14 protein-coding genes are annotated in these 18,967 nt (G+C 73.4%); 12 read left to right on the plus strand and 2 right to left on the minus strand.

Features of this window, described 5'->3' with window-relative positions; translation table 11 throughout:
• Positions 1 to 35 precede the first annotated feature (35 nt).
• The gene (locus tag AB0O07_RS04755) at positions 36 to 2,915 is read right to left on the minus strand and encodes a BTAD domain-containing putative transcriptional regulator (protein ID WP_365626776.1); all 2,880 of its coding nucleotides are present in this window, start codon (positions 2,913 to 2,915) and stop codon (positions 36 to 38) included.
• 175 nt (positions 2,916 to 3,090) lie between these two features.
• On the opposite strand from AB0O07_RS04755, the gene AB0O07_RS04760 reads away from it, so the two are divergent.
• Complete coding sequence (locus AB0O07_RS04760) at positions 3,091 to 3,585, plus strand: ricin-type beta-trefoil lectin domain protein (RefSeq protein ID WP_365626779.1); 495 nt, start codon at positions 3,091 to 3,093, stop codon at positions 3,583 to 3,585.
• Between the two features lie 72 nt (positions 3,586 to 3,657).
• On the opposite strand, the gene AB0O07_RS04765 is transcribed toward AB0O07_RS04760, so the two are convergent.
• Entirely contained in the window at positions 3,658 to 4,698 is a 1,041-nt protein-coding gene (locus AB0O07_RS04765; RefSeq protein ID WP_365626782.1) for a LacI family DNA-binding transcriptional regulator, read from the minus strand.
• A 168-nt stretch (positions 4,699 to 4,866) separates the two neighbouring features.
• On the opposite strand from AB0O07_RS04765, the gene AB0O07_RS04770 reads away from it, so the two are divergent.
• From AB0O07_RS04770 to yicI, 11 genes are all read left to right on the plus strand, one after another.
• Positions 4,867 to 5,883, plus strand: coding sequence for an asparaginase (locus AB0O07_RS04770; RefSeq protein ID WP_365626785.1), 1,017 nt, complete (start codon positions 4,867 to 4,869; stop codon positions 5,881 to 5,883).
• A gap of 110 nt (positions 5,884 to 5,993) precedes the next feature.
• Positions 5,994 to 6,872: a polysaccharide deacetylase gene (locus AB0O07_RS04775; RefSeq protein WP_365626788.1), complete on the plus strand. Its 879-nt coding sequence runs from the start codon at positions 5,994 to 5,996 to the stop codon at positions 6,870 to 6,872.
• Positions 6,873 to 7,269: 397 nt separating this feature from the next.
• Positions 7,270 to 8,670 (plus strand): MFS transporter, encoded by a 1,401-nt coding sequence (locus tag AB0O07_RS04780; RefSeq protein ID WP_365626791.1) that lies wholly within the window; start codon positions 7,270 to 7,272, stop codon positions 8,668 to 8,670.
• Between the two features lie 297 nt (positions 8,671 to 8,967).
• A complete protein-coding gene (locus AB0O07_RS04785) occupies positions 8,968 to 9,750 on the plus strand; it encodes an SDR family oxidoreductase (protein WP_365626794.1) in 783 nt (260 codons plus the stop codon).
• Positions 9,751 to 9,927: 177 nt separating this feature from the next.
• Positions 9,928 to 10,695, plus strand: a complete 768-nt coding sequence (locus AB0O07_RS04790; protein ID WP_365626797.1) for an SDR family NAD(P)-dependent oxidoreductase — start codon at positions 9,928 to 9,930, stop codon at positions 10,693 to 10,695.
• 203 nt (positions 10,696 to 10,898) lie between these two features.
• Complete coding sequence (locus AB0O07_RS04795) at positions 10,899 to 11,444, plus strand: hypothetical protein (protein ID WP_365626800.1); 546 nt, start codon at positions 10,899 to 10,901, stop codon at positions 11,442 to 11,444.
• A gap of 161 nt (positions 11,445 to 11,605) precedes the next feature.
• Positions 11,606 to 12,718, plus strand: coding sequence for a LacI family DNA-binding transcriptional regulator (locus AB0O07_RS04800; RefSeq protein WP_365626803.1), 1,113 nt, complete (start codon positions 11,606 to 11,608; stop codon positions 12,716 to 12,718).
• Between the two features lie 432 nt (positions 12,719 to 13,150).
• Positions 13,151 to 14,377 (plus strand): extracellular solute-binding protein, encoded by a 1,227-nt coding sequence (locus tag AB0O07_RS04805; RefSeq protein ID WP_365626806.1) that lies wholly within the window; start codon positions 13,151 to 13,153, stop codon positions 14,375 to 14,377.
• 17 nt (positions 14,378 to 14,394) lie between these two features.
• Positions 14,395 to 15,435, plus strand: a complete 1,041-nt coding sequence (locus AB0O07_RS04810; RefSeq protein ID WP_365626809.1) for a sugar ABC transporter permease — start codon at positions 14,395 to 14,397, stop codon at positions 15,433 to 15,435.
• 5 nt (positions 15,436 to 15,440) lie between these two features.
• Positions 15,441 to 16,307 carry a carbohydrate ABC transporter permease gene (locus AB0O07_RS04815; RefSeq protein WP_365626812.1) on the plus strand — a complete coding sequence of 289 codons (867 nt, stop codon included), beginning with the start codon at positions 15,441 to 15,443 and terminating at the stop codon, positions 16,305 to 16,307.
• A 95-nt stretch (positions 16,308 to 16,402) separates the two neighbouring features.
• Positions 16,403 to 18,751: an alpha-xylosidase gene (gene yicI, locus AB0O07_RS04820; RefSeq protein WP_365626815.1), complete on the plus strand. Its 2,349-nt coding sequence runs from the start codon at positions 16,403 to 16,405 to the stop codon at positions 18,749 to 18,751.
• Positions 18,752 to 18,967 lie beyond the last annotated feature (216 nt).

Raw genomic sequence — 18,967 nt, forward strand, 5'->3', positions numbered from 1 at the left:
CGGTGCGGCGGACACGCCGGGCGTACGGTCCCGGCTCAGCGGGCCGGGAGGCAGGTCCCGGAGGGCGGGTGGTGTGCCGTGCGGATGTGGTGGCGCATCGTGGCGGCGTCGGCGTCCAGGCCCCGGTCGGTGAAGATCGCGGCGGCCTCCCGCCAGCAGGCGACGGCCTCCTCCACCTGCCCGAGGTGGTGCAGCGAGGTGGCGAGGACGGCGAGGGGCCAGGCGAGGGTCTCCTCGTGGCTGCCGAGGGAGGCGCGGCCCAGCGCGATAGCGCGCCGGCACTCCGCGACCGCCGTGTCGTGGTCGCCGATGCCCTGCCGGCCCCGGGCGATGGTCGAGAGCGCGCACGCCTCGCCGTCGGTGTCGCCGAGCCGGTGGCGGAGCCGCGCGCTGCGGGCGGCGTGGTCGATCGCCTGCCGGTGGTTGCCGAGATCCGCGTGGAGCGCGGCGATATTGCCCTCGGCGACCGCCTCCCACCGTCCGGTGTCGAAGCCCCGGCTGAGCGTGTGCGCCGTGTCGAAATGTCCCAGCGCCTCGGCGAACCGGCTCTGTCTGCGCAGCAGTTGACCGAGTTCGGTGAGCGCGGCGATCTGGATGTGGGTGTTGCCGGCGTCCCGGGCGAGCGCCACCGCGCGGGTGAGATCCGGCTCGGCGTCGGGACGCAGCAGATGGGCGAGCGCCTCCCCGCGCGCGAGCAGGACGTTGGCCTCGTGTTCGGCCAGGCCGGAGCGGAGCGCCGCGCGCAGGGCCGCGGTGGCGGTGTCGATGCGCTCCTCCCAGCCGCCCATGAGCACGAGGAAGCCGAGGGCGTCGACGAGGTGCAGGGCGTGGCGGTGGGTCGCGGCGCGGCCTGCGGCATGGTGGAGGACGGCCACGAGGTTGGCCCGTTCGGCGGCGAACCAGGCCCAGGCGCGGTCACGGTCGGGGACGGGATGAGGATGGGCGGGTGCGGCGGGGTCGGTCACCAGCCGGGTGCAGGTGGGGTAGAGGCGGCGGTCGGCGGTGTGGGCGGTGTGCGCGTACCAGGTGAGGAGCGCGTCGAGGGCGTGGCCGCGCTCCTCCTCGCTCTCGTGTTTCCAGGCCAGTTCGTCGGCGTAGGCGCGCAGCAGGTCGTGGAAGCGGTACCGGTCGCGCCCGGACGGTTCGATGAGATGCGCGTGGGCCAGCGTGTCGATCAACTGCCGCGCCCCGCGCGGGGGAAGGCGCGCGAGGGCCGCCGCGGCGGGCACCGGGATGTCCGGGCCCGGGTGCAGGCCCAGGCACCGGAACAGGCGCGCCTGTGGTGGGGGCAGTTGGTCGTACGACCACGCGAGTACGTTGCGTACGGCGGCGTACGGGTCCTGCCCCCAGCTCAGCGCGTCGAGCCGGGAGCCCTCGTCGGTGAGTTCTGCCACGATGTCCGCGACCCGGGCGTGCTCGTGGGCCGCCGCGCGTCCTGCGGCGATCCGCAGGGCCAGCGGCAGCCGCGCGCAGAGCCGGACGAGGTGCTCCACCGCGACCGGTTCCCGGTGGGCCCGGGCGGGGCCGATGACGCCGACGACCAGGCTGAGCGCCTCGGCGGGGGAGAGCACGTCGAGGGTGAGCCGGTGGGCGGCTTCGGTGACGACCAGACCGGTCAGGCTGTCGCGGCTGGTCACCACCACCATGCACCCGGGCGCGCCCGGCAGCAGGGGCCGCACCTGTTCGGCGCTGTTGGCGTTGTCCAGCAGGATCAGCAGGCGCCGTCCCGCCGCCGTCGTGCGGAAGAGCGCCGAGCGGGCGCCGGTCCCTGCGGGCACCGCGCCCGGCGGGACACCGAGCGCGACCAGGAAGTCGTGGAGCACCTCGTCGGGGGTCGCGGGGGTGCCGGGACCGTAACCGCGCAGATCGGTGTGGAGCGTGCCGTCAGGGAAACGATTCTGGACCCGATGGGCCCAGTGCACCGCGAGCGTCGTCTTCCCCACCCCGCCCGAGCCGTCGAGCGCGGAGATCACCACGGCCCGGTCACCGGCCGGAGGCAGCAGCGCGTCGAGCGTGGCCAGGTGATCGGCGCGGCCGGTGAAGTCACGGATGGCCTGCGGAAGCTGACGGGGCACCGGCTGTGGCACGGCGGCCCGGGGCAGCCGTGGGACGGGCACGGCCCGGTCCGCCGGGGGACCTTCTCCGGACCCCCGGCGGGGGCCCGGGGTCCTGCGGGGTTCGGGGGTGCCGCGCAGGATCCGTTCGTGCAGCCGCTGCACCTCGGCCCCGGGATCGACGCCGAGTTCCTCGGCGAGGCGCGTTCTGAGGCGGTGGAAGACGTGCGAGGCGTCCGCGCGCCGGCCGCACCGGTCCAGCGCCGCCATCAGCCGCGCGTGCAGCCCCTCGCGCAGCGGATGGTCGTGCACCAGATCCACGAGATCGTCGACGACCTCCTGGTGCTCGCCGATCTCCAGCCGCCACCCGGCACAGAGCTCCAGCGCGCCGAGCCGCTGCTCGTCCAGCCGGGCGGCGCTCCTGGCCAGCGACGCGGTGCCGAGCCCGGCGAGCGCGGGACCGCGCCAGAGGCCCAGCGCGCTCCTGATCGCTCCGACCGCCCGGTCGAGGGCGCCCTCGACGGCGTGGCGGCGGGCCTCCGCGACGGCGGCGGCGAACCGGAGGGAGTCGAGGTCCTCCTCGCCGACGCAGATCCGGTAGCCGGGTTCCTCGGTACGGATGAGGCGCCGGTCCGGGTCGCCCAGGCGTTCGCGCAGTGCCGAGACGGAGTTCCGTACCTGCTTGACGGCGGTGACGGGCGGCTCGTCGTCCCAGATCTGCTCGGCGAGCCTGGCGAGCGGCACCACCGAGTTCGGCGCCAGCAGCAAGGTGGCCAGCACCCGTTGACGACGCGCCCCGGGCACCGCCACCCGCTCGGATCCGGTCCAGACCTCAAGTGCGCCGAGTACGCGAAAGTCCATCCCCCGAACTTTCCTCTCGCTGAAAGTAACTGGATGAAAGCATAGCGTTCGCGCCCCATGTCCTGCCCAACGGCCGGTGGTGACGAGGTGAGGACGCCGTGAGGACGGCGCGCGAGACGGTGATCCCGTCCTCGCCCGTTCCCGGGCGGTCCATCGGTCGATCGAGGAGATCAACATGGGGCTCAAGGAAACCTTCACCCGGCTCGCCGGCGCGAGCGCGGCGATCGCGTGCGGCGCGACGCTGCTGGCCGGCGGCGCGGCCTCGGCGCAGGCGGCGCCGGCCGCGCGGGCACCACAGGCGGTCAACTACCAGGTGGCCAACGGCAACAACCGCAACGCCTGCCTCCAGGTGTCGAACACCTCGGGAGGCAAGGGGGACATCGTCCTCGGTACGTGCGACCGCAGCGCCAAGCAGGTCTGGCGGATCGCCGGCGGTGTCTTCAGCAACCCCGCTTCGGGCCACTGCCTCGACGGAAACGGCGCGGACGTCTACACGCACAAGTGCAATGGCGGCAAGTATCAGAAGTGGAGCACCACGTCCGGCAGTCCGAAGTACATCAAGCACACCGAGAGCGGCAGGTACCTGCACGCGAGCGGAAAGGTGGGCTCCGAAGTCGGCTTCCAGCCCACCACCGGAACGTCGTCCCGCTGGGTGATCACCAAGGTGTGAACCGGACGTCCCCGTGAACACGGCGGGCCGCCCACCCGGCGGCCCGCCGGCACCTCGTGGGCGCCGCGCCGTTCACTCCGGGGCGACCGTCGACGCCCGTACCATCAGCTCCGGAGTGAACCGGCGCGACCGGGCGGGACGCCCCTCCACCATCCCCACCAGCGCGGTCGCCGCCCGCTCGCCCATGTCCCGCATGGGGGAGCGCACCGACGTGAGCGGGATGGGCAGTTGGGCCGAGAGCGGTACATCGTTGAAGCCCGCCACAGCGACATCCCGGCCCGGCACCAGACCCGAGGCGCGCAGCGCGCCCATCACCCCGATCGCGGCGAAGTCGTTGACCGCGAAGACCGCGGTGGGGCGCGGCTCGGCGGCGAGCAGCCGGTGGGCGGCGCGTTCGCCGCCGTGCACGTCGAACGGCGCGTTGACCACCAGCGCCGGATCCACCGGCACCCCCGCCTTCGCGAACGCGTCGGTGAACCCCTTCGTCCGCTCCACCCCGGTGGAGGCGTACGGCTCGCCCGCCACCACCGCCACCCTGCGATGCCCCAGCTCCAGCAGATGCTCCGCCACCAGCCGGCCGCCGACTATGTCGTCGCAGGTGAACGAGGTGACCCCGGGCAGCCGCCGGGAGACCAGCGCCACCGGCACACCGCGCGCCACGAGTTCGGCGGCGAGCGTCGTGTCGCCGCGCGCGTCCCCGAGCAGCAGCCCGTCCACCCGCAGCGCCAGCAGCCGCTCGACCTTGGCGCGCTGCACGGCCGGGTCGTCCCCGGTGTTGGCGACCACCGCCTGGTATCCGGCCGCCGCCGCGCCCGCCTCGATCCCCTCGTACACCGTGGCCAGCACGATGTCGGTGAGCCGGGGGACCAGCACCCCCAGCAGCCGGGAGCGCCCGGTGCGCAGGCTGGACGCGGCCGGGTGCGCGACATAGCCGAGCCGGCGCGCCGACTCCCGCACCCGCTCGGCCGTGGCCGCGCCCACCCCGGCGCCGTCCCGCAGCGCCCGGGACGCGGTGGACTGGTGGACCCCCGCGTCGGCGGCCACATCGGCCAGGGTCACACCGTTCTCGCCCGGCTCGCGGGCGTCGCGGCCGGCTGCCGGCTGTCGTCTCAAGGCCGTGGTCCTCGTTCCTGTCCTGCGGGGCGGGCGCCTCCCCCGGGCGAGTGCCCGCGTTTCCGGAACCATCATCTTCCATGAAGATCCGATCACAGGGGTTGCCCTCCGGGGGGAGGATGGCGCATGGTTGCGCAATCGTTCTCGCAATCGATTGTGGAGCCTCGTATGCAGCTTCGTCTCATCGGCACGGGTGGCACCATCGCCAGCCGCTCCACGCCCGCCGGACGCGTCGCCTCCGTCCCGGTGAAGGAGCTGCTGGACACCGCCCGCGCCTTCCCCGTACCGGAGCACGCCGAGGTGACCTGCGAGGAGCTGGGCCTGCGCGCCAGCTTCTCGCTGGGGCTGACCGACCTCGCGGCCCTCGCCGGAGCCGTCGGTGAGGCCCTGCGCGAAGGCGCCGACGCCGTGGTCGTCACCCACGGCACGGACTCCCTGGAGGAGACCGCGTTCGCGCTCTCCCTGGTCCACGCCGACGACCGCCCCGTCGTCCTCACCGGCGCCCAGCGCCCCGCCGACGACCCGGCGGCGGACGGGCCCCGTAACCTCGCCACCGCCCTGACCTGGGCCGCCCACCCGGCGGCCCGGGGGCACGGGGTCGGCGCGGTCTTCGACGGCGCGGTCTGGCCCGCCATCGGGCTGCGCAAGACCGACACCCTGGCACCCGCCGCCTTCGGCGCCCCCGGCCGGGGCCCGGTCGCCCGGGTGGACGACGGGCGGGTCCGGCTGATCGGCCGCCCGCCCCGTCCCGCCCCGCTGCTCGCCGCCGACGACCTCGGCCGGCTGCCGCGGGTGGACATCGTCCCGCTCTACGTCGGCTGCGACACCGCGCTGCTGGACGCCTCGGTGGCGGCGGGCGCGCGCGGCGTGGTGCTCTGCGCCTTCGGCGCGGGGAACGCGCCGCCGGAGATCACCGAAGCGGTCGCCCGGCTGGTGGCCGACGGGATCGCCGTCGCCGTCGCCAGCCGCGTCCCGGTCGGGGCCACCTCGGCGGCGTACGGCGCGGGCGGCGGCGCCGACCTGCTCAGGGCGGGCGCGGTCTTCGCCTCGGACCTCTCCCCGTGGCACCTGCGGCTGCTCCTGGGCGCCGCGCTGCACCGGGCGGCGGACCGGGGCCCCGCCGGGGCCGCCGCCGTGATCCGGTCCTGGCTGGCGGACGCGGGGCACTTCGCCCCGGCGGGATGACACCGCACGTACCGGCACCGTACGTACGGACACCGCACACACCGGTGGACCACACACACCGCACACCACACACACCGACATCCCAACGCACACGCACGAGGAGTACCGACATGGCGAAAGAGATTCTGGTTGCCTATGGCGTCGACGTCGACGCGGTCGGCGGTTGGCTCGGCTCGTACGGGGGAGAGGACTCCCCCTGCGACATCTCCCGCGGCCTCTTCGCGGGCGAGGTGGGCGTGCCCCGGATGCTGGAGCTGTTCCGGCGCCGGGGGATGACCACCACCTGGTTCTGGCCGGGGCACTCCATCGAGACCTTCCCCGAGGAGTTCGAGGCGTGTACCGCCGCGGGACACGAGATCGGGGTGCACGGCTACAGCCATGAGAACCCGATCGCGATGAGCCGGACCCAGGAGTCCGACATCCTCGACCACTGCATCGACCTCATCACCACCCGCACCGGGCGACGGCCCACCGGCTATGTCGCGCCCTGGTGGGAGTTCTCCCCGGTCACGAACGAACTCCTGCTGGAGCGGGGCATCGCGTACGACCACTCGCTGATGCACCGGGACTTCGAGCCGTACTACGTACGGGTCGGCGACACCTGGTCGAAGATCGACTACGACCGTCCTGCGGCGGAGTGGATGAAGCCGCTGGAACGCGGCGAGGAGACCGACCTGGTGGAGATCCCGGCCAACTGGTACCTCGACGACCTGCCCCCGATGATGTTCGTCAAGGCGAGCCCCAACAGCCATGGTTTCGTCAGCCCGCGCGACCTCGAACAGATGTGGCGCGACCAGTTCGACTGGGTGTACCGGGAGAACGACTACGCCGTCTTCACCATGACCGTCCACCCCGACGTGTCGGGACGCCCGCAGAACCTGATGATGCACGAGCGGCTGATCGACCACATCGACCGCCACCCGGGCGTCCGCTGGGTCACCTTCGACGAAATCGCCCAGGACTTCGTGCGCCGCCGCCCCCGGGGCTGAGGGGCCGGGCCGGCCGGTCCCCGCGCGCCGCACCGGCGCTCCACCCCCGCCGTACCGTTTTCCCGCACCACCGCACCACCGCACCACCGCACCATTTCGCCACCGCTCCATCGCACCACCGCTCCCCGCACCGCCTTCGCAGCGGCCTCGGCCCCGGCCCCGGCACCCCGCCTCGGCCCGACCCCCGGCCACGGTGTGGCGCCGCCCCGGCACCCCGGGGCGGCGCCGGGCCGGGGCCCCTCCTCCCGGTCCCTCGTTTCTCCGGACCGTGTTCCCTTCCCCGGACCCACAGCGGCGCGCCGCACCGCGCGGCAGCGCACCGGAGTCCCCCTCCGCGTCCCCTTCACACCTTGGCCATGGCTTTGGCCTTCGCCTTCGTACGTATCGGAGTTCCGCCGTGCACTCGTCAGCGACCCCTTCAGCGTCCCCCTCGTCGACCCCTCCACCCGCCGCCCGGAGAACCGATGACGCCGCCGGTGCCCCCGGCGTCGGCCCGGCGGCGGGGACCCCGTCCCGTAAGCTCGTCGTCCGCGCCTCGGTCATCTGTTTTCTGGCCTGGGTCTTCAGCGTCTACGACTTCACCCTCTTCGGGACCCTGCTCCCGAAGATCGCCGAGGACTTCGGCTGGTCCAACGCCACCGCCGCCAATGTCGTCACCGGGGTCACCGCGGGAACCTTCGTGGTCTCGCTCTGCGTCGGCCCGATCCTCGACCGCTTCGGCCGCCGTCCGGCCCTGATGATCACCTCGGCCGGTGCCGCGCTCACCTCCGCGGCGACCGCGCTGGCGGCCGGGCCGCTCTCCATGGTGGGCATCCGGGCCTTCTCCGGGTTCGGCTACTCCGAGGAGGTCGTCAACACCGTCTACCTCAACGAGATCTACGGGAAGCACCCCCGGCGCGGGCTGTACTTCAGCTTCGTCCAGAGCGGCTGGCCGGTCGGCGCGCTGGTGGGGGCCGGGGTGACGGCGCTGACCCTGCCCACCTTCGGCTGGCGCGGCAGCTTCATGATCGCCGCGATCCCCGCGCTGGTGATCGCGGTGCTGATGCGGACCCTGCCCGAGTCCCCGGTCTTCCTCGGCCTGAGGAAGGCCCGTGCGCTGCGGGCCGAGGGGCGTGCCGCCGAGGCCGCCGCCGTCGAGAAGGCGGCCGGGATAGCCACCGGCGAGACCAAGGCGGGGCTGCGCGAGGTCTTCACCCCGGCGCTCCGCCGCCACACGCTCTGCCTCTCGGCGGCGTGGCTGCTGAACTGGATGGGCATCCAGATCTTCTCGGTGCTCGGGACGACCGTGCTGGTCGAGGCGAAGGGCGTCTCGTTCAGCAGCGCGCTGCTGGTGCTGGTCCTCGCCAACCTGGCCGGTTTCTTCGGCTACGTCTTCCACGGCTGGCTCGGTGACCGCGCGGGCCGCCGTACGACCATCATCATCGGGTGGGGATGCGGGGCCGCGGCCATGACCGCGATGCTCTTCGGGCCCACCGCGACACCGGCCGTGATCGGCCTGTACGCGCTCGGGCTGTTCTTCCTGACCGGCCCGTACTCGGCGATGCTCTTCTACATGAGCGAGTCGTTCCCCGAGAACGTCCGGGGGCTCGGCTCCAACGTCGCCCACACCATGGGCCCGGTGGGCGCCATCGTCGGCTCCGCACTGCTCAGCGGGCTGCTCGCGGGCGGGGCGTCGATGACGGTCGCCGCGTTCACGGTGGGGTCGCTCGGAATCCTCGGCTCGGCGCTGGTGATGTTCGGCGCGCGCGACGTCGACCGGCGGACCGACCCGACGCCGGACGCGCCCGGGACGGCGTGAGCGCGCGACCGCGCCCGGGGGCCGGACGCCGTGTGTGCGGGCGACGGGCCCCCCACGCAGCGACCGGCCCCGACCTGGCACCCCGACACCCAAGCGCGGCTGGGGGGCCGGCCGTCCGGCGTCCGGCCCGGCCGTTCAGTCGTCCGGTCATCTGACGGCCCCCGGCCGTCCTGGCGGCGCTTTGCCCCGACCCCTTCCACAAGTCCCCGGCTTTCTTCCCCTTCCCCTTCCCCTTCCTCCGGCCCCCTTCCCCATTTCCCCCTCGCCCTTCCACTCTTCGACAGGGAGACCCAGCCCATGACTGCGCAGACCATCGACCGCCCGCGTGGCGCCGCCCTCATCACCGGAGGCGCCAGCGGTATCGGCCGGGCGACGGCCGTTGCCTTCGCCGAGGCGGGTATCGACAGCGTGATCGGCTTCCATGCCGCCGATCCGCACGACCCGGCCGAGACCGTCGAGGCGGTACGCGCCGCCGGCGGGCGATGTCTCGCCGTCGAGGCGGATGTCGCGAGCGCCGCGGGCCCGGAGCGGCTGGCGCAGGCCGCGGTGGACACGTACGGGCGGCTCGACATCGCCGTCGCGGCCGCCGGCATCCTGCGCCGGGCGCCCCTCGCCGCCCTTAGCGACGAGGTGTGGGACGACATGCTCGGTGTCGACCTCACCGGCGTGCTGCGCACCTTCCGCTCCGCCGCCGCGCGGATGACCGGACCGGGCGCGCTGCTCGCCGTCTCGTCCATCGCGGGCGGGGTGTACGGGTGGAGCGAGCACGCCCATTACGCCGCCGCCAAGGCCGGGGTGCTCGGCCTGGTCCGCTCCCTCGCGGTGGAACTCGCCCCGCGCGGGATCCGGGCCAACTCGATCATCCCCGGGCTGATCGAAACCCCGCAGTCGCTGGACGCGCGCAACTCGCTCGGCCCCGAGGGGCTGCGGGCGGCGGGTGCGGGCATTCCGGCGGGGCGGGTCGGGCGCCCGGAGGAGGTGGCCGCGGCCATCCGCTTCCTCTGCGCGCCCGAGGCCTCGTACATCACCGGCCAGCAACTCGTCGTGGACGGCGGCCTGACGGTCCGCTTCCCCGACTGACCGACCAGCGGAGCCGGCCCGACCGGCCCGGCCGACGCGGTCGGTTCGACTGATCCGGTCGGCACGCTTCATCCCGCCGGCCCGTTCGGCCGACCTCCGTCCCATCCGGCTCATCGGGACCCGCCGCTCACCTCACCCCATCCGCCCACACCCGCCACAGCCTCCCAGGGAGCCTCCATGACCACCCCGCCCCAGCCTCCGCCCCGAGCCCCGCGTACCGTTCTGATCACCGGCGCGGCCAGCGGTATCGGTGCCGCCGTCGCCGAGGCGTTCGCCCGTGAGGGGGACCGGCTCGCCCTCGCCGACCGGGACGGTGCCCGGCTGGCGGCCCTGCGCGAGCGGCTGCCCCGTACCGCCGCCGCCGTCACCCTGCACACCCTCGACGTCGCCGACGCCGACCAGGTCCGTACCACCGTCGACGACGTCGTACGGGACCACGGCGGGGTGGACGTCCTCGTCAACTCGGCGGGCATCCTCACCGAGGTCCCGCTGGTCGAGATGGAGCCGTCCGTCTGGGACCAGACCCTCGACGTGGACCTCCGTGGCGTCTTTCTGAGCTGCCGCTACACCCTGCCCCACATGATCGCGCGGGGCGGTGGCCGGATCGTCAACATCGCCTCGCAGCTCGGTCAGAAGGGCGGCGAGGGGCTGACCCACTACTCGGCAGCGAAGGCCGGTGTCATCGGCTTCACCAAGGCGCTCGCCCGCGAGGCCGCGCCGCGCGGCGTCCTGGTCAACGCGGTCGCCCCCGGGCCCGTGCACACCCCGCTCGTCGACGGGCTCAGCCCGGAGTGGAAGCGCGCCAAGGAGGCGGAGCTGCCGCTCGGCAGATTCGGGCGTCCCGAGGAGATCGCGCCGACCGTGCTGCTGCTCGCCTCCGACCCCGGCGGCAACCTGTACGTGGGCCAGACCCTCGGCCCCAACAGCGGCGACGTGATGGCATGACCGGGTGGTACGGGGCCCAGATGGCCCACGGGGCCAACGGGGTCCGTGGGGCTCGCAGGGCCCGTGGGGCTAACGGGGCCCACAGGGCCCACGGAGGCTGCGGGGGCTCCGGAGCGGGAACGTCGCCCACGGGCCCTGCCGGGCGGAGGTGAGCGGGCGTGTGCGGGGCGTGCGGGCGGACCCCGACCCGGTGGACGGAGCGCGTGGCGCCGCTCGGGCCCGGCGGTACGGCCGCCCGGCACCGTACGGTACGGCGGCTGCTGGCCGGGACCCGGCTCACCGCCCGGCCCTGGCCCGGCGGCTGGCAACTCGCCGACCGGGCGGGCCGCTGGCGCCACTGCGACGGGCTCGACGCGCTCTTCACCGCCGTACGCGCCCTGTACGGGCCGGTGATCACCCCCGACCTCGGTGACACCACCACGGAGTGGAGCCTGCCCGAGCCCTCAGCGCCCGATCCGCACGCCGTGGTCGTCTGGACGGCGGCGGCACTCCACGCGGGGCCGCCCCCGGGTCCGCTCACTGTCCACGCGGCGGGCTGGTCACTGGTCCGCGCGGGCGCGGAGGGCGGGGAGGGTGCGGCGGTGACCGTAACCCAGCGGGATCCAGGGAGTCCGGAGGGGCCAGAGGGGCCGGAGGGGCCGGAGGGTCCGGTAGTCGGGGGAGTGCGCGTCGTGGCGGCCCGGGGCGCTCGTTCGCTCGCCCTGGATCTGGCGCGCGCCTGCGCCCCGGCTCCTGAGGGCGCCGGCTGAGGGCGCCGGGCGATGCCCGGTACGCGGGCGGCGGTGCCCGGGCCCGCCGAGGCCTGCCCGGGGCGAGTGCGGACGGCCCGTTCGCTACGATGGCCGGCCAGGGGTGCCGTACGCCGCCGTACGTCCCTGGGCGTCGTTCCCGCACCATCGAAGGGGTCGAGATGGCTACCATCAGGGACGTCGCCCAGCGCGCCGGAGTCGCGCCCAGCACCGTCAGTTATGTCTTCAACGGGTCGCGTTCGATATCCGAGGAGACCCGCAGACGCGTCCAGGAGGCCGTGGACGCCCTCGGCTACCACCCCCGCGCCAGCGCCAGGACCCTGCGCTCCAGCCGTACCCACGTGATCGCCCTCGCCCTGCCGCGCGCCGCCGGTGAACGGCACGCCGTGGACGGGCGGTTCGCCATCGAGGTCAGCGACGCGGCCAACTCCCTCGGCTACGACCTCCTGTTGACCACCTCCCAGGACAAGGCGGAGGGGCTGCGGCGGGTGGCGCTCAGCGGGCTCGCGGACGCCGCCGTCCTGATGGCCGTCGACATGGAGGACGCCCGGATCGACGTCGTACGGGAGCTGGTGTTCCCCGCGGCCCTGATCGGGCGCCCCGCCGACGAGGACGCCCTGCCCTGGACCGACCTCGACTGGGAGGAGGCGGCGGCGCTCGCGGTCCGTGAGCTCGCCGCCGCGGGCCACCGCGAGCTGGTCTATCTGGCGCCCGGCGAGCCGGAGGTGCGCGGCCGGCGCTCCTACGCGCTGCGCGGGATCGCCGGAGCGCGCCGGGGCGCCCGTACCACCGGAGCCGCCGTCCAGGTCGTCCACGCGGTCGGCGACCCCGCCCAACTCGCCCACCGGCTGCGGGGGCTGCTGGGGGAGCGGGCGGCGGACGGCACCCGGCTGCCGGGGAGCGGGCGCAGCGCGGAGCCGCCGCCGACCGCGCTGGTCGTCCAGCACCCCTCCGCGCACCACCACATCCTGGCCTCCGTGACGGCCGCCGGGCTCCGGGTCCCCGAGGACGTCACCGTCGTCGTCATCGGTACGCTGCCGGGCGACCCGTCGAGCACCCGGCTGCCCCGGATCGAGCTGCCGGCCCGGACGCTGGCCACCGAGGTCACCCGGCTCGCGGTCGCCGCCGCCGCGGCCCTGCGCGAGGAACCGGGGCGGGGAGCGGGACGGGACGCCGGGCCGGGGGCACGTCTGCTCGCCGACTCCGTCGGCCACCTGCTGATACCTCCGGTGCTGCTCCCGGGCGCGACGCCCCTCGGCCCGCCCCCGGAGTGAGCCCGGCGGACAGCGGCCCGCTCCGTACCGCTTGACGGTCCGTCGCTGTACCGGCTCACCGTCGCATCGCCTGCATCGCCTGCATCGCCTGCATCGCCTGCATCGCCTGCATCGCCTGCATCGCCTGCATCGCCTGCATCGCCTGCATCGCCGGTGACGCCTGTGTCGCCCGTGACGCCTGTGCCGCCGTCCAGGCGCGTTGGCCCATCGGGCTGGACCCCGCCGGCAGGATCCCACCGGCAGGACCCCACCCGCAGACCCCGTCCCGCCTCTTGTCGCCGTTTCGGGGAGCGCCTAGCATCTCCGCAGCGTTCGATCGAATCGATTCGACGCCGGTCCTCTCCTGCCCCAGCCGCTCGCCGCTCCGCCCTGCCCAACCCCCCACGCCTCCGTCTCCATACAGCGTCGTAGACCGAACGGAGCACCCTTCCCATGCACCCGATCCGCCGACTCCGGCCGCCCGCCGTGGTCCTCACCGCGCTGGTCGCGCTCGCCCCGCTCGCCGGGTGCGCGCGGCTGCCCGACCCCGGGACCTTCACGGTCCTCAACTCGGCCACCGACACCCACGAGCACGACGCGCAGCAGGAGTTCTTCGACCGCTGCGCCGAGCCGCTCGGCGTGAAGGTGCGGCAGACCAGCGTTCCCGCGCCCCAAGTGGCCGCCAAGGCGCTGCGGATGGCCTCGTCGCATTCGTTGACCGACATCCTGGAACTCGACGGCTCCGAGCTGCCGCAGTTCGCCGACACCGGCGGTCTCGTGCCGCTCAAGGAGGCCGGGGTGGACGTGGCCGGGATGTCGCCGGGCGCCGTCTCCATGGGCTCCTTCCAGGGGGAGCAGTACGGCATCGCGCGCTCCGTCAACTCCCTCGCCCTGATCTACAACGTCGACCTGCTCCGCAAGGCGGGCGTCGAACCGCCCACCACCTGGGACGAGTTGAAGGTCGCCGCGAAGAAGCTCACCCAGGGGCGCACCTTCGGGATGGCCTTCAGCGCCACCCCGGACGCCGACGGGGTCTACCAGTTCCTGCCGTTCTTCTGGTCGGCCGGCGGCGACGAGGCCCATCTCGACGACGGGAAGGGGGCCCCTGCCCTGCGGTTGTGGAAGGAGCTGATCGACGACCGGTCCGCCTCCAGCGCCGTCGTCACCTGGAACCAGCAGGACGTCAACGACCAGTTCATCGCCGGCCACGCCGCGATGATGGTCAACGGCCCCTGGCAGGTACCGGTGCTGAGCGAGCACAAGGACGTGAACTGGGCCGTCGCCACCATCCCCGTCCCGGTCGCGGGACGGCCCCCCGTGCCGCCCATCGGCGGGACGGTCATGACGCTGCCCCGCACGGGTGACACCGCGCGCCAGCGGACCGCCGCCAAGATCCTCAACTGCCTCAACGAGCAGCGCAACCAGATCGACTGGGGCGAGTCCGTCTACAACGTGCCCACCCGCACCGCCGCCGCGGCGGCCTACAAGGAGCAGAACCCCAAGCTGGCGGCCTTCGCCGACGAGGTCGCCACCGCACGCTCCCGCACCGACCGGGTCGGAGCCCGCTGGCCCGTCGTCTCCGACGCCCTCGCGGGCGCCTTCCAGTCCGTGCTGACCGGCCGGGCCACCCCCGAAGCCGCCCTGAAGCAGGCCCAGGCACGGGCCACGGCCGGCGAGTGAGCCGAGGAGGCCCTGTCATGACCCATACGACCCCTGCCGCCGTACCGCCGTCCGACGCCCCTGGCGCATCCGGTGCGTCCGACGCCTCCGGCCTGAACGAGTCCGCCGGCGGTACGGCCGGTACGGCCGGTACGCCGGCCGGCGGGCCATCGGGCGGCGCCGGCGCCGCCGTCCGCCGTACCGCCCTGCTCCGCTGGCTCTTCGTGCTGCCCGCCGTTCTCTATCTGCTCGCCTTCTTCGGGTATCCGCTCGTGCGCAATGTCGTCATGAGCTTCCAGCACTACACCCCGCACACCTTCTTCACCGGCGAGTCGCCCTTCAACGGGCTCGCCAACTGGCGCGCCGTGCTGAGCGATCCGCTCTTCACCGGCTCCCTCTGGCACACCCTGGTCTTCACCGTGGGCTCCCTGCTCGGCCAGTTCACCATCGGCCTCGCGCTCGCGGTCTTCTTCTCGCGCCGGTTCCGGCTCTCCGGAACCGTCCGTGCCGTCCTGCTGCTGCCCTGGCTCGTCCCGATGGTCGTCTCGGCCGTCGTCTGGCGCAAACTCCTCGATCAGGAGACCGGTGTCCTCAACACCCTTCTGATGGACCTGCACCTCACCTCCTCCGCCGTGCCCTGGCTCAGCAGCCCCCACGTGGCCCTGTTCTCCGCGATCCTCGTCAACATCTGGATCGGCGTCCCGTTCAACATGGTGATCCTGCACGGCGGGCTCCAGGAGATACCCCGCGACCTGTACGAGGCCGCCGCGCTCGACGGCGCCGGAGCCTGGCGTACGTTCCGCGACCTCACCCTGCCGCTGCTGCGGCCGGTCGTCACCGTGGTGCTCATCCTCGGCTTCATGTCCACCGTGAAGATCCTCGATCTGATCCTCGCGCTCACCGGCGGCGGCCCCGCCGACGCCACCCAGACGCTCGGCACCGTCACCTATCAACTCTCCTTCCAGCAGCTCAACTTCGGGCAGGGCGCCGTGGTCGGCAATGTCCTCCTGCTGACCAGCGCGGTCTTCGCCGTGCTCTATCTCCGCGCCAACCGCTCCGACTTCGGCCAGGGGAAGTGACCGCCATGTCCAGCACCGTCACCACAGGAGTCACCGCGGCGGCCACCGCCCGCCGTCGCTCCCGTCGCTCCCGTCGTTCCTGGGGGGAGACCGCCGCCGCGCTGGTCATCCTGGCCGTCCTGCTCTTCCCGCTCTACTGGATGGTCAACATCGCCCTCCAGCCCGGCGAGAGCCTGGCCGCCACCGACTGGCTGCCCACCAGCCCCGGCTGGGACAACTTCCAGCGGGCGCTGAGCAGCCAGGGCGGCTCCCTCGCGACCAGCCTCTTCGTCGCCCTCGGCGCCGTGGTGGTCTGTCTCGCCCTGGCCGCGCCCGCCGCGTACGGCCTGGCCCAGCTCGGGCTGCGCGGCGGCCGTACGATGGTCTTCGCCACCCTGGTCACCCAACTGGTCCCCGGCATCGTCATCGCCAACGCCCTCTACAGCGCCTATGTCGAACTCCGCCTGATCAACTCCCCGTTGGGGCTGATCCTCGCCGATGCCTCGCTCGGGGTGCCGTTCTCCATCGTCCTGCTGCGCGCCTTCATGGTCTCGATCCCGCGCGAGGTGGTGGAGGCGGCCCTGGTCGACGGCGCCAACCGGTTCACCGCCTTCGTCCGCATCGTCCTGCCGATGAGCCGCAACGCCCTCATCACGGCGGGCCTGTTCAGTTTCCTCTTCGCCTGGTCCGACTTCATGTTCGCGCTGACCCTCAACACCACCGACGACATCAAACCCATCACGCTCTCCATGTACGAGTACATCGGCGCCCATGTCAGCGACTGGGGCGCGGTGATGGCGACCGCCGTCGTCTCCGCGGTGCCCGCGGCGATCCTGCTGGTCGTGGCCCAGAAGTACGTGTCCGCGGGGATCACCGGCGGGTCGGTGAAGTGAAGTGACCCGCCCCACGCGAACGGCCGTCGCCCGGACGCTCCCTTGAGCAGACGCCATCTCGCAGCAGCAGCCCCTCACACAGAGCAGGAGCACTCATGAAGTTCACCGACGGGTACTGGCAGATGCGCCCCGGTGTGACCGCGCGGTACGCGGTCTCCGTCGCCGACACCGACATCACCGACGACCGGGTCACCCTCTACGCGCCGGTGGGCAAGGTCACCCACCGGGGTGACACGCTCAACGCCCCGCTCCTGACGGTGGATTGCTGGTCGCCCGCCGAAGGCGTCATCGGGGTCCGCGTCACCCACCACGGCGGACGGGCGCCCAGGACACCGCGGTTCGCGCTCCGTACCGGTGAAGGGGGCGATGGCCGAGGCGGGTCCGGCAAGGTGGTCCGGGAGGGGACCACCGTCGAACTCGTCTCGGGCGAGCTCTCGTTGCGTACCGGCACCGGCCCCGACGAGCCCTGGCGGCTCGACTTCACCGCCGGCGGCCGGAGCCTCACCTCCATCGGGGCCCGCGGCGCCGGCTTCGCCACCGACGGGGACGGCCGGCACTTCATGGTCGCCCAGCACGCCCTCGCCGTCGGGGAGAGCGTCTACGGTCTCGGCGAGCGGTTCACCCCGTTCGTCAAGAACGGGCAGACCGTGGACATCTGGCAGGCGGACGGCGGCACCAGCAGCGAACAGGCGTACAAGAACGTCCCGTTCCACCTCACCACCCGGGGGTACGGCGTCTTCGTCAACCACCCGGGCCAGGTCTCCTACGAGGTCGGCTCCGAGGCCGTCGGCCGGGTCCAGTTCAGTGTCGAGGACCAGAGCCTGGAGTTCTACGTCATCCACGGCCCGGGACCCCGCGAGATCCTCGCCCGGTACACCGCCCTCACCGGCCGCCCCGCGCTGCCGCCCGCCTGGTCGTTCGGGCTGTGGCTCTCGACCTCCTTCACCACCTCGTACGACGAGGCCACCGTCAACCGGTTCGTGCAGGGCATGGCCGACGCCGAGATCCCTCTCAGCGTCTTCCACTTCGACTGCTTCTGGATGCGCGAGTACCAGTGGAGCGACTTCACCTGGGACCCGGACGTCTTCCCCGACCCCGAGGGCATGCTCGCCCGGCTCCATGAGCGCGGGCTGCGGGTCTGCGCCTGGATCAACCCGTACATCGCGCAGAAGTCCGCCCTCTTCGCCGAGGGCATGGCCGCCGGATATCTGCTGAAGCGGCCCGACGGCGACATCTGGCAGTGGGACCGCTGGCAGCCCGGCATGGCGCTCGTCGACTTCACCAACCCGGCCGCCCGCACCTGGTACGCCGAGAAGCTGCGGGTCCTGCTCGACCAGGGCGTCGACTGCTTCAAGACCGACTTCGGCGAGCGCGTCCCCCTCGACGTGGCCTGGCACGACGGCTCCGACCCGGAGCGCATGCACAACTACTACACCCAGCTCTACAACGAGACCGTCTTCGCCCTCCTGCGCGAGGTACGCGGCGAGGGCGAGGCCATCGTCTTCGCCCGCTCCGCGACCGCCGGCGGCCAGCGGCTCCCCGTCCACTGGGGCGGCGACTGCGAGTCCACCTTCGAGGCGATGGCCGAATCGCTGCGCGGCGGACTCTCGCTGGGCCTCTCCGGCTTCGGCTTCTGGAGCCATGACATCGGCGGCTTCGAGGGCACCCCGAGCCCGGCGGTCTTCAAACGCTGGGTCCAGTTCGGCCTGCTCTCCTCGCACAGCAGGCTCCACGGCTCCAAGTCCTACCGGGTCCCGTGGGACTACGGGGACGAGGCCGTCGAGGTCACCCGCGCCTTCACCCGGCTCAAGCACCGGCTGATGCCGTACCTCTACCGCGCCGCGCTCCAGGCCAGGGACGCCGGCACCCCCGTCATGCGCGCCATGGTGCTGGAGTTCCCCGACGATCCGGCCTGCCACCCGCTCGACCGGCAGTATCTCCTCGGCGACGACCTGCTGGTCGCCCCGGTCTTCACCGAGGACGGCACCGTCGACTACTACGTGCCCGAGGGCGTCTGGACCAACATCCTCACCGGCGCCCAGGTCACCGGGCCCGGCTGGCGGCGCGAGACCCACGGCTTCGGCACCCTGCCGCTGCTCGCCAGGCCCGGCTCGGTGATCCCGTTCGGCGCCGACGACGAGGGGCCCGTCTCCGACTGGGCGGACGGGGTGACGCTGCGGGTGCACACCCCGGCCGACGGCGCGGAGACCGTCACCACCGTCCCCGCCCCCGACGGCTCGGGCGCCGCCGCCGTCTTCACCACCCGGCGGCGCGGCGCCGAACTGACCGTCGAGACCGACAGCCCCCTGCCCTGGCGCCTCCTCCTGACCGGCGCCGCCCCCACCGGCGACACAGGCAGCGCCGTCGGCGCCGTTGACGACCCGCCCGGCGCGCTCCACTCCGCCCCGGCCGGCACGCCCCGGCTGGTGGTCCGGCTGAGCTGAGGTACGGCCGTATCGGCCACACGCCCCCGGCGGGTGACCCGGCGCCCTCCATGAATGTGGCAGCATGGCCGCATTTGTGACGGTTGGCTGAGGTTCGCACCCTCTGGGGGTACGTGTGGCCGCACGCGGCGGTACGGACGGAGGCCCGGCACCGGACGGCGGGGCACCACGGGACGGCGCGCCCCCGGGACCACCGGCGCCGGGCCTGGACCGGGA

The sequence above is a fragment of the Streptomyces sp. NPDC093085 genome (assembly GCF_040683935.1).
Taxonomy (GTDB): domain Bacteria; phylum Actinomycetota; class Actinomycetes; order Streptomycetales; family Streptomycetaceae; genus Streptomyces.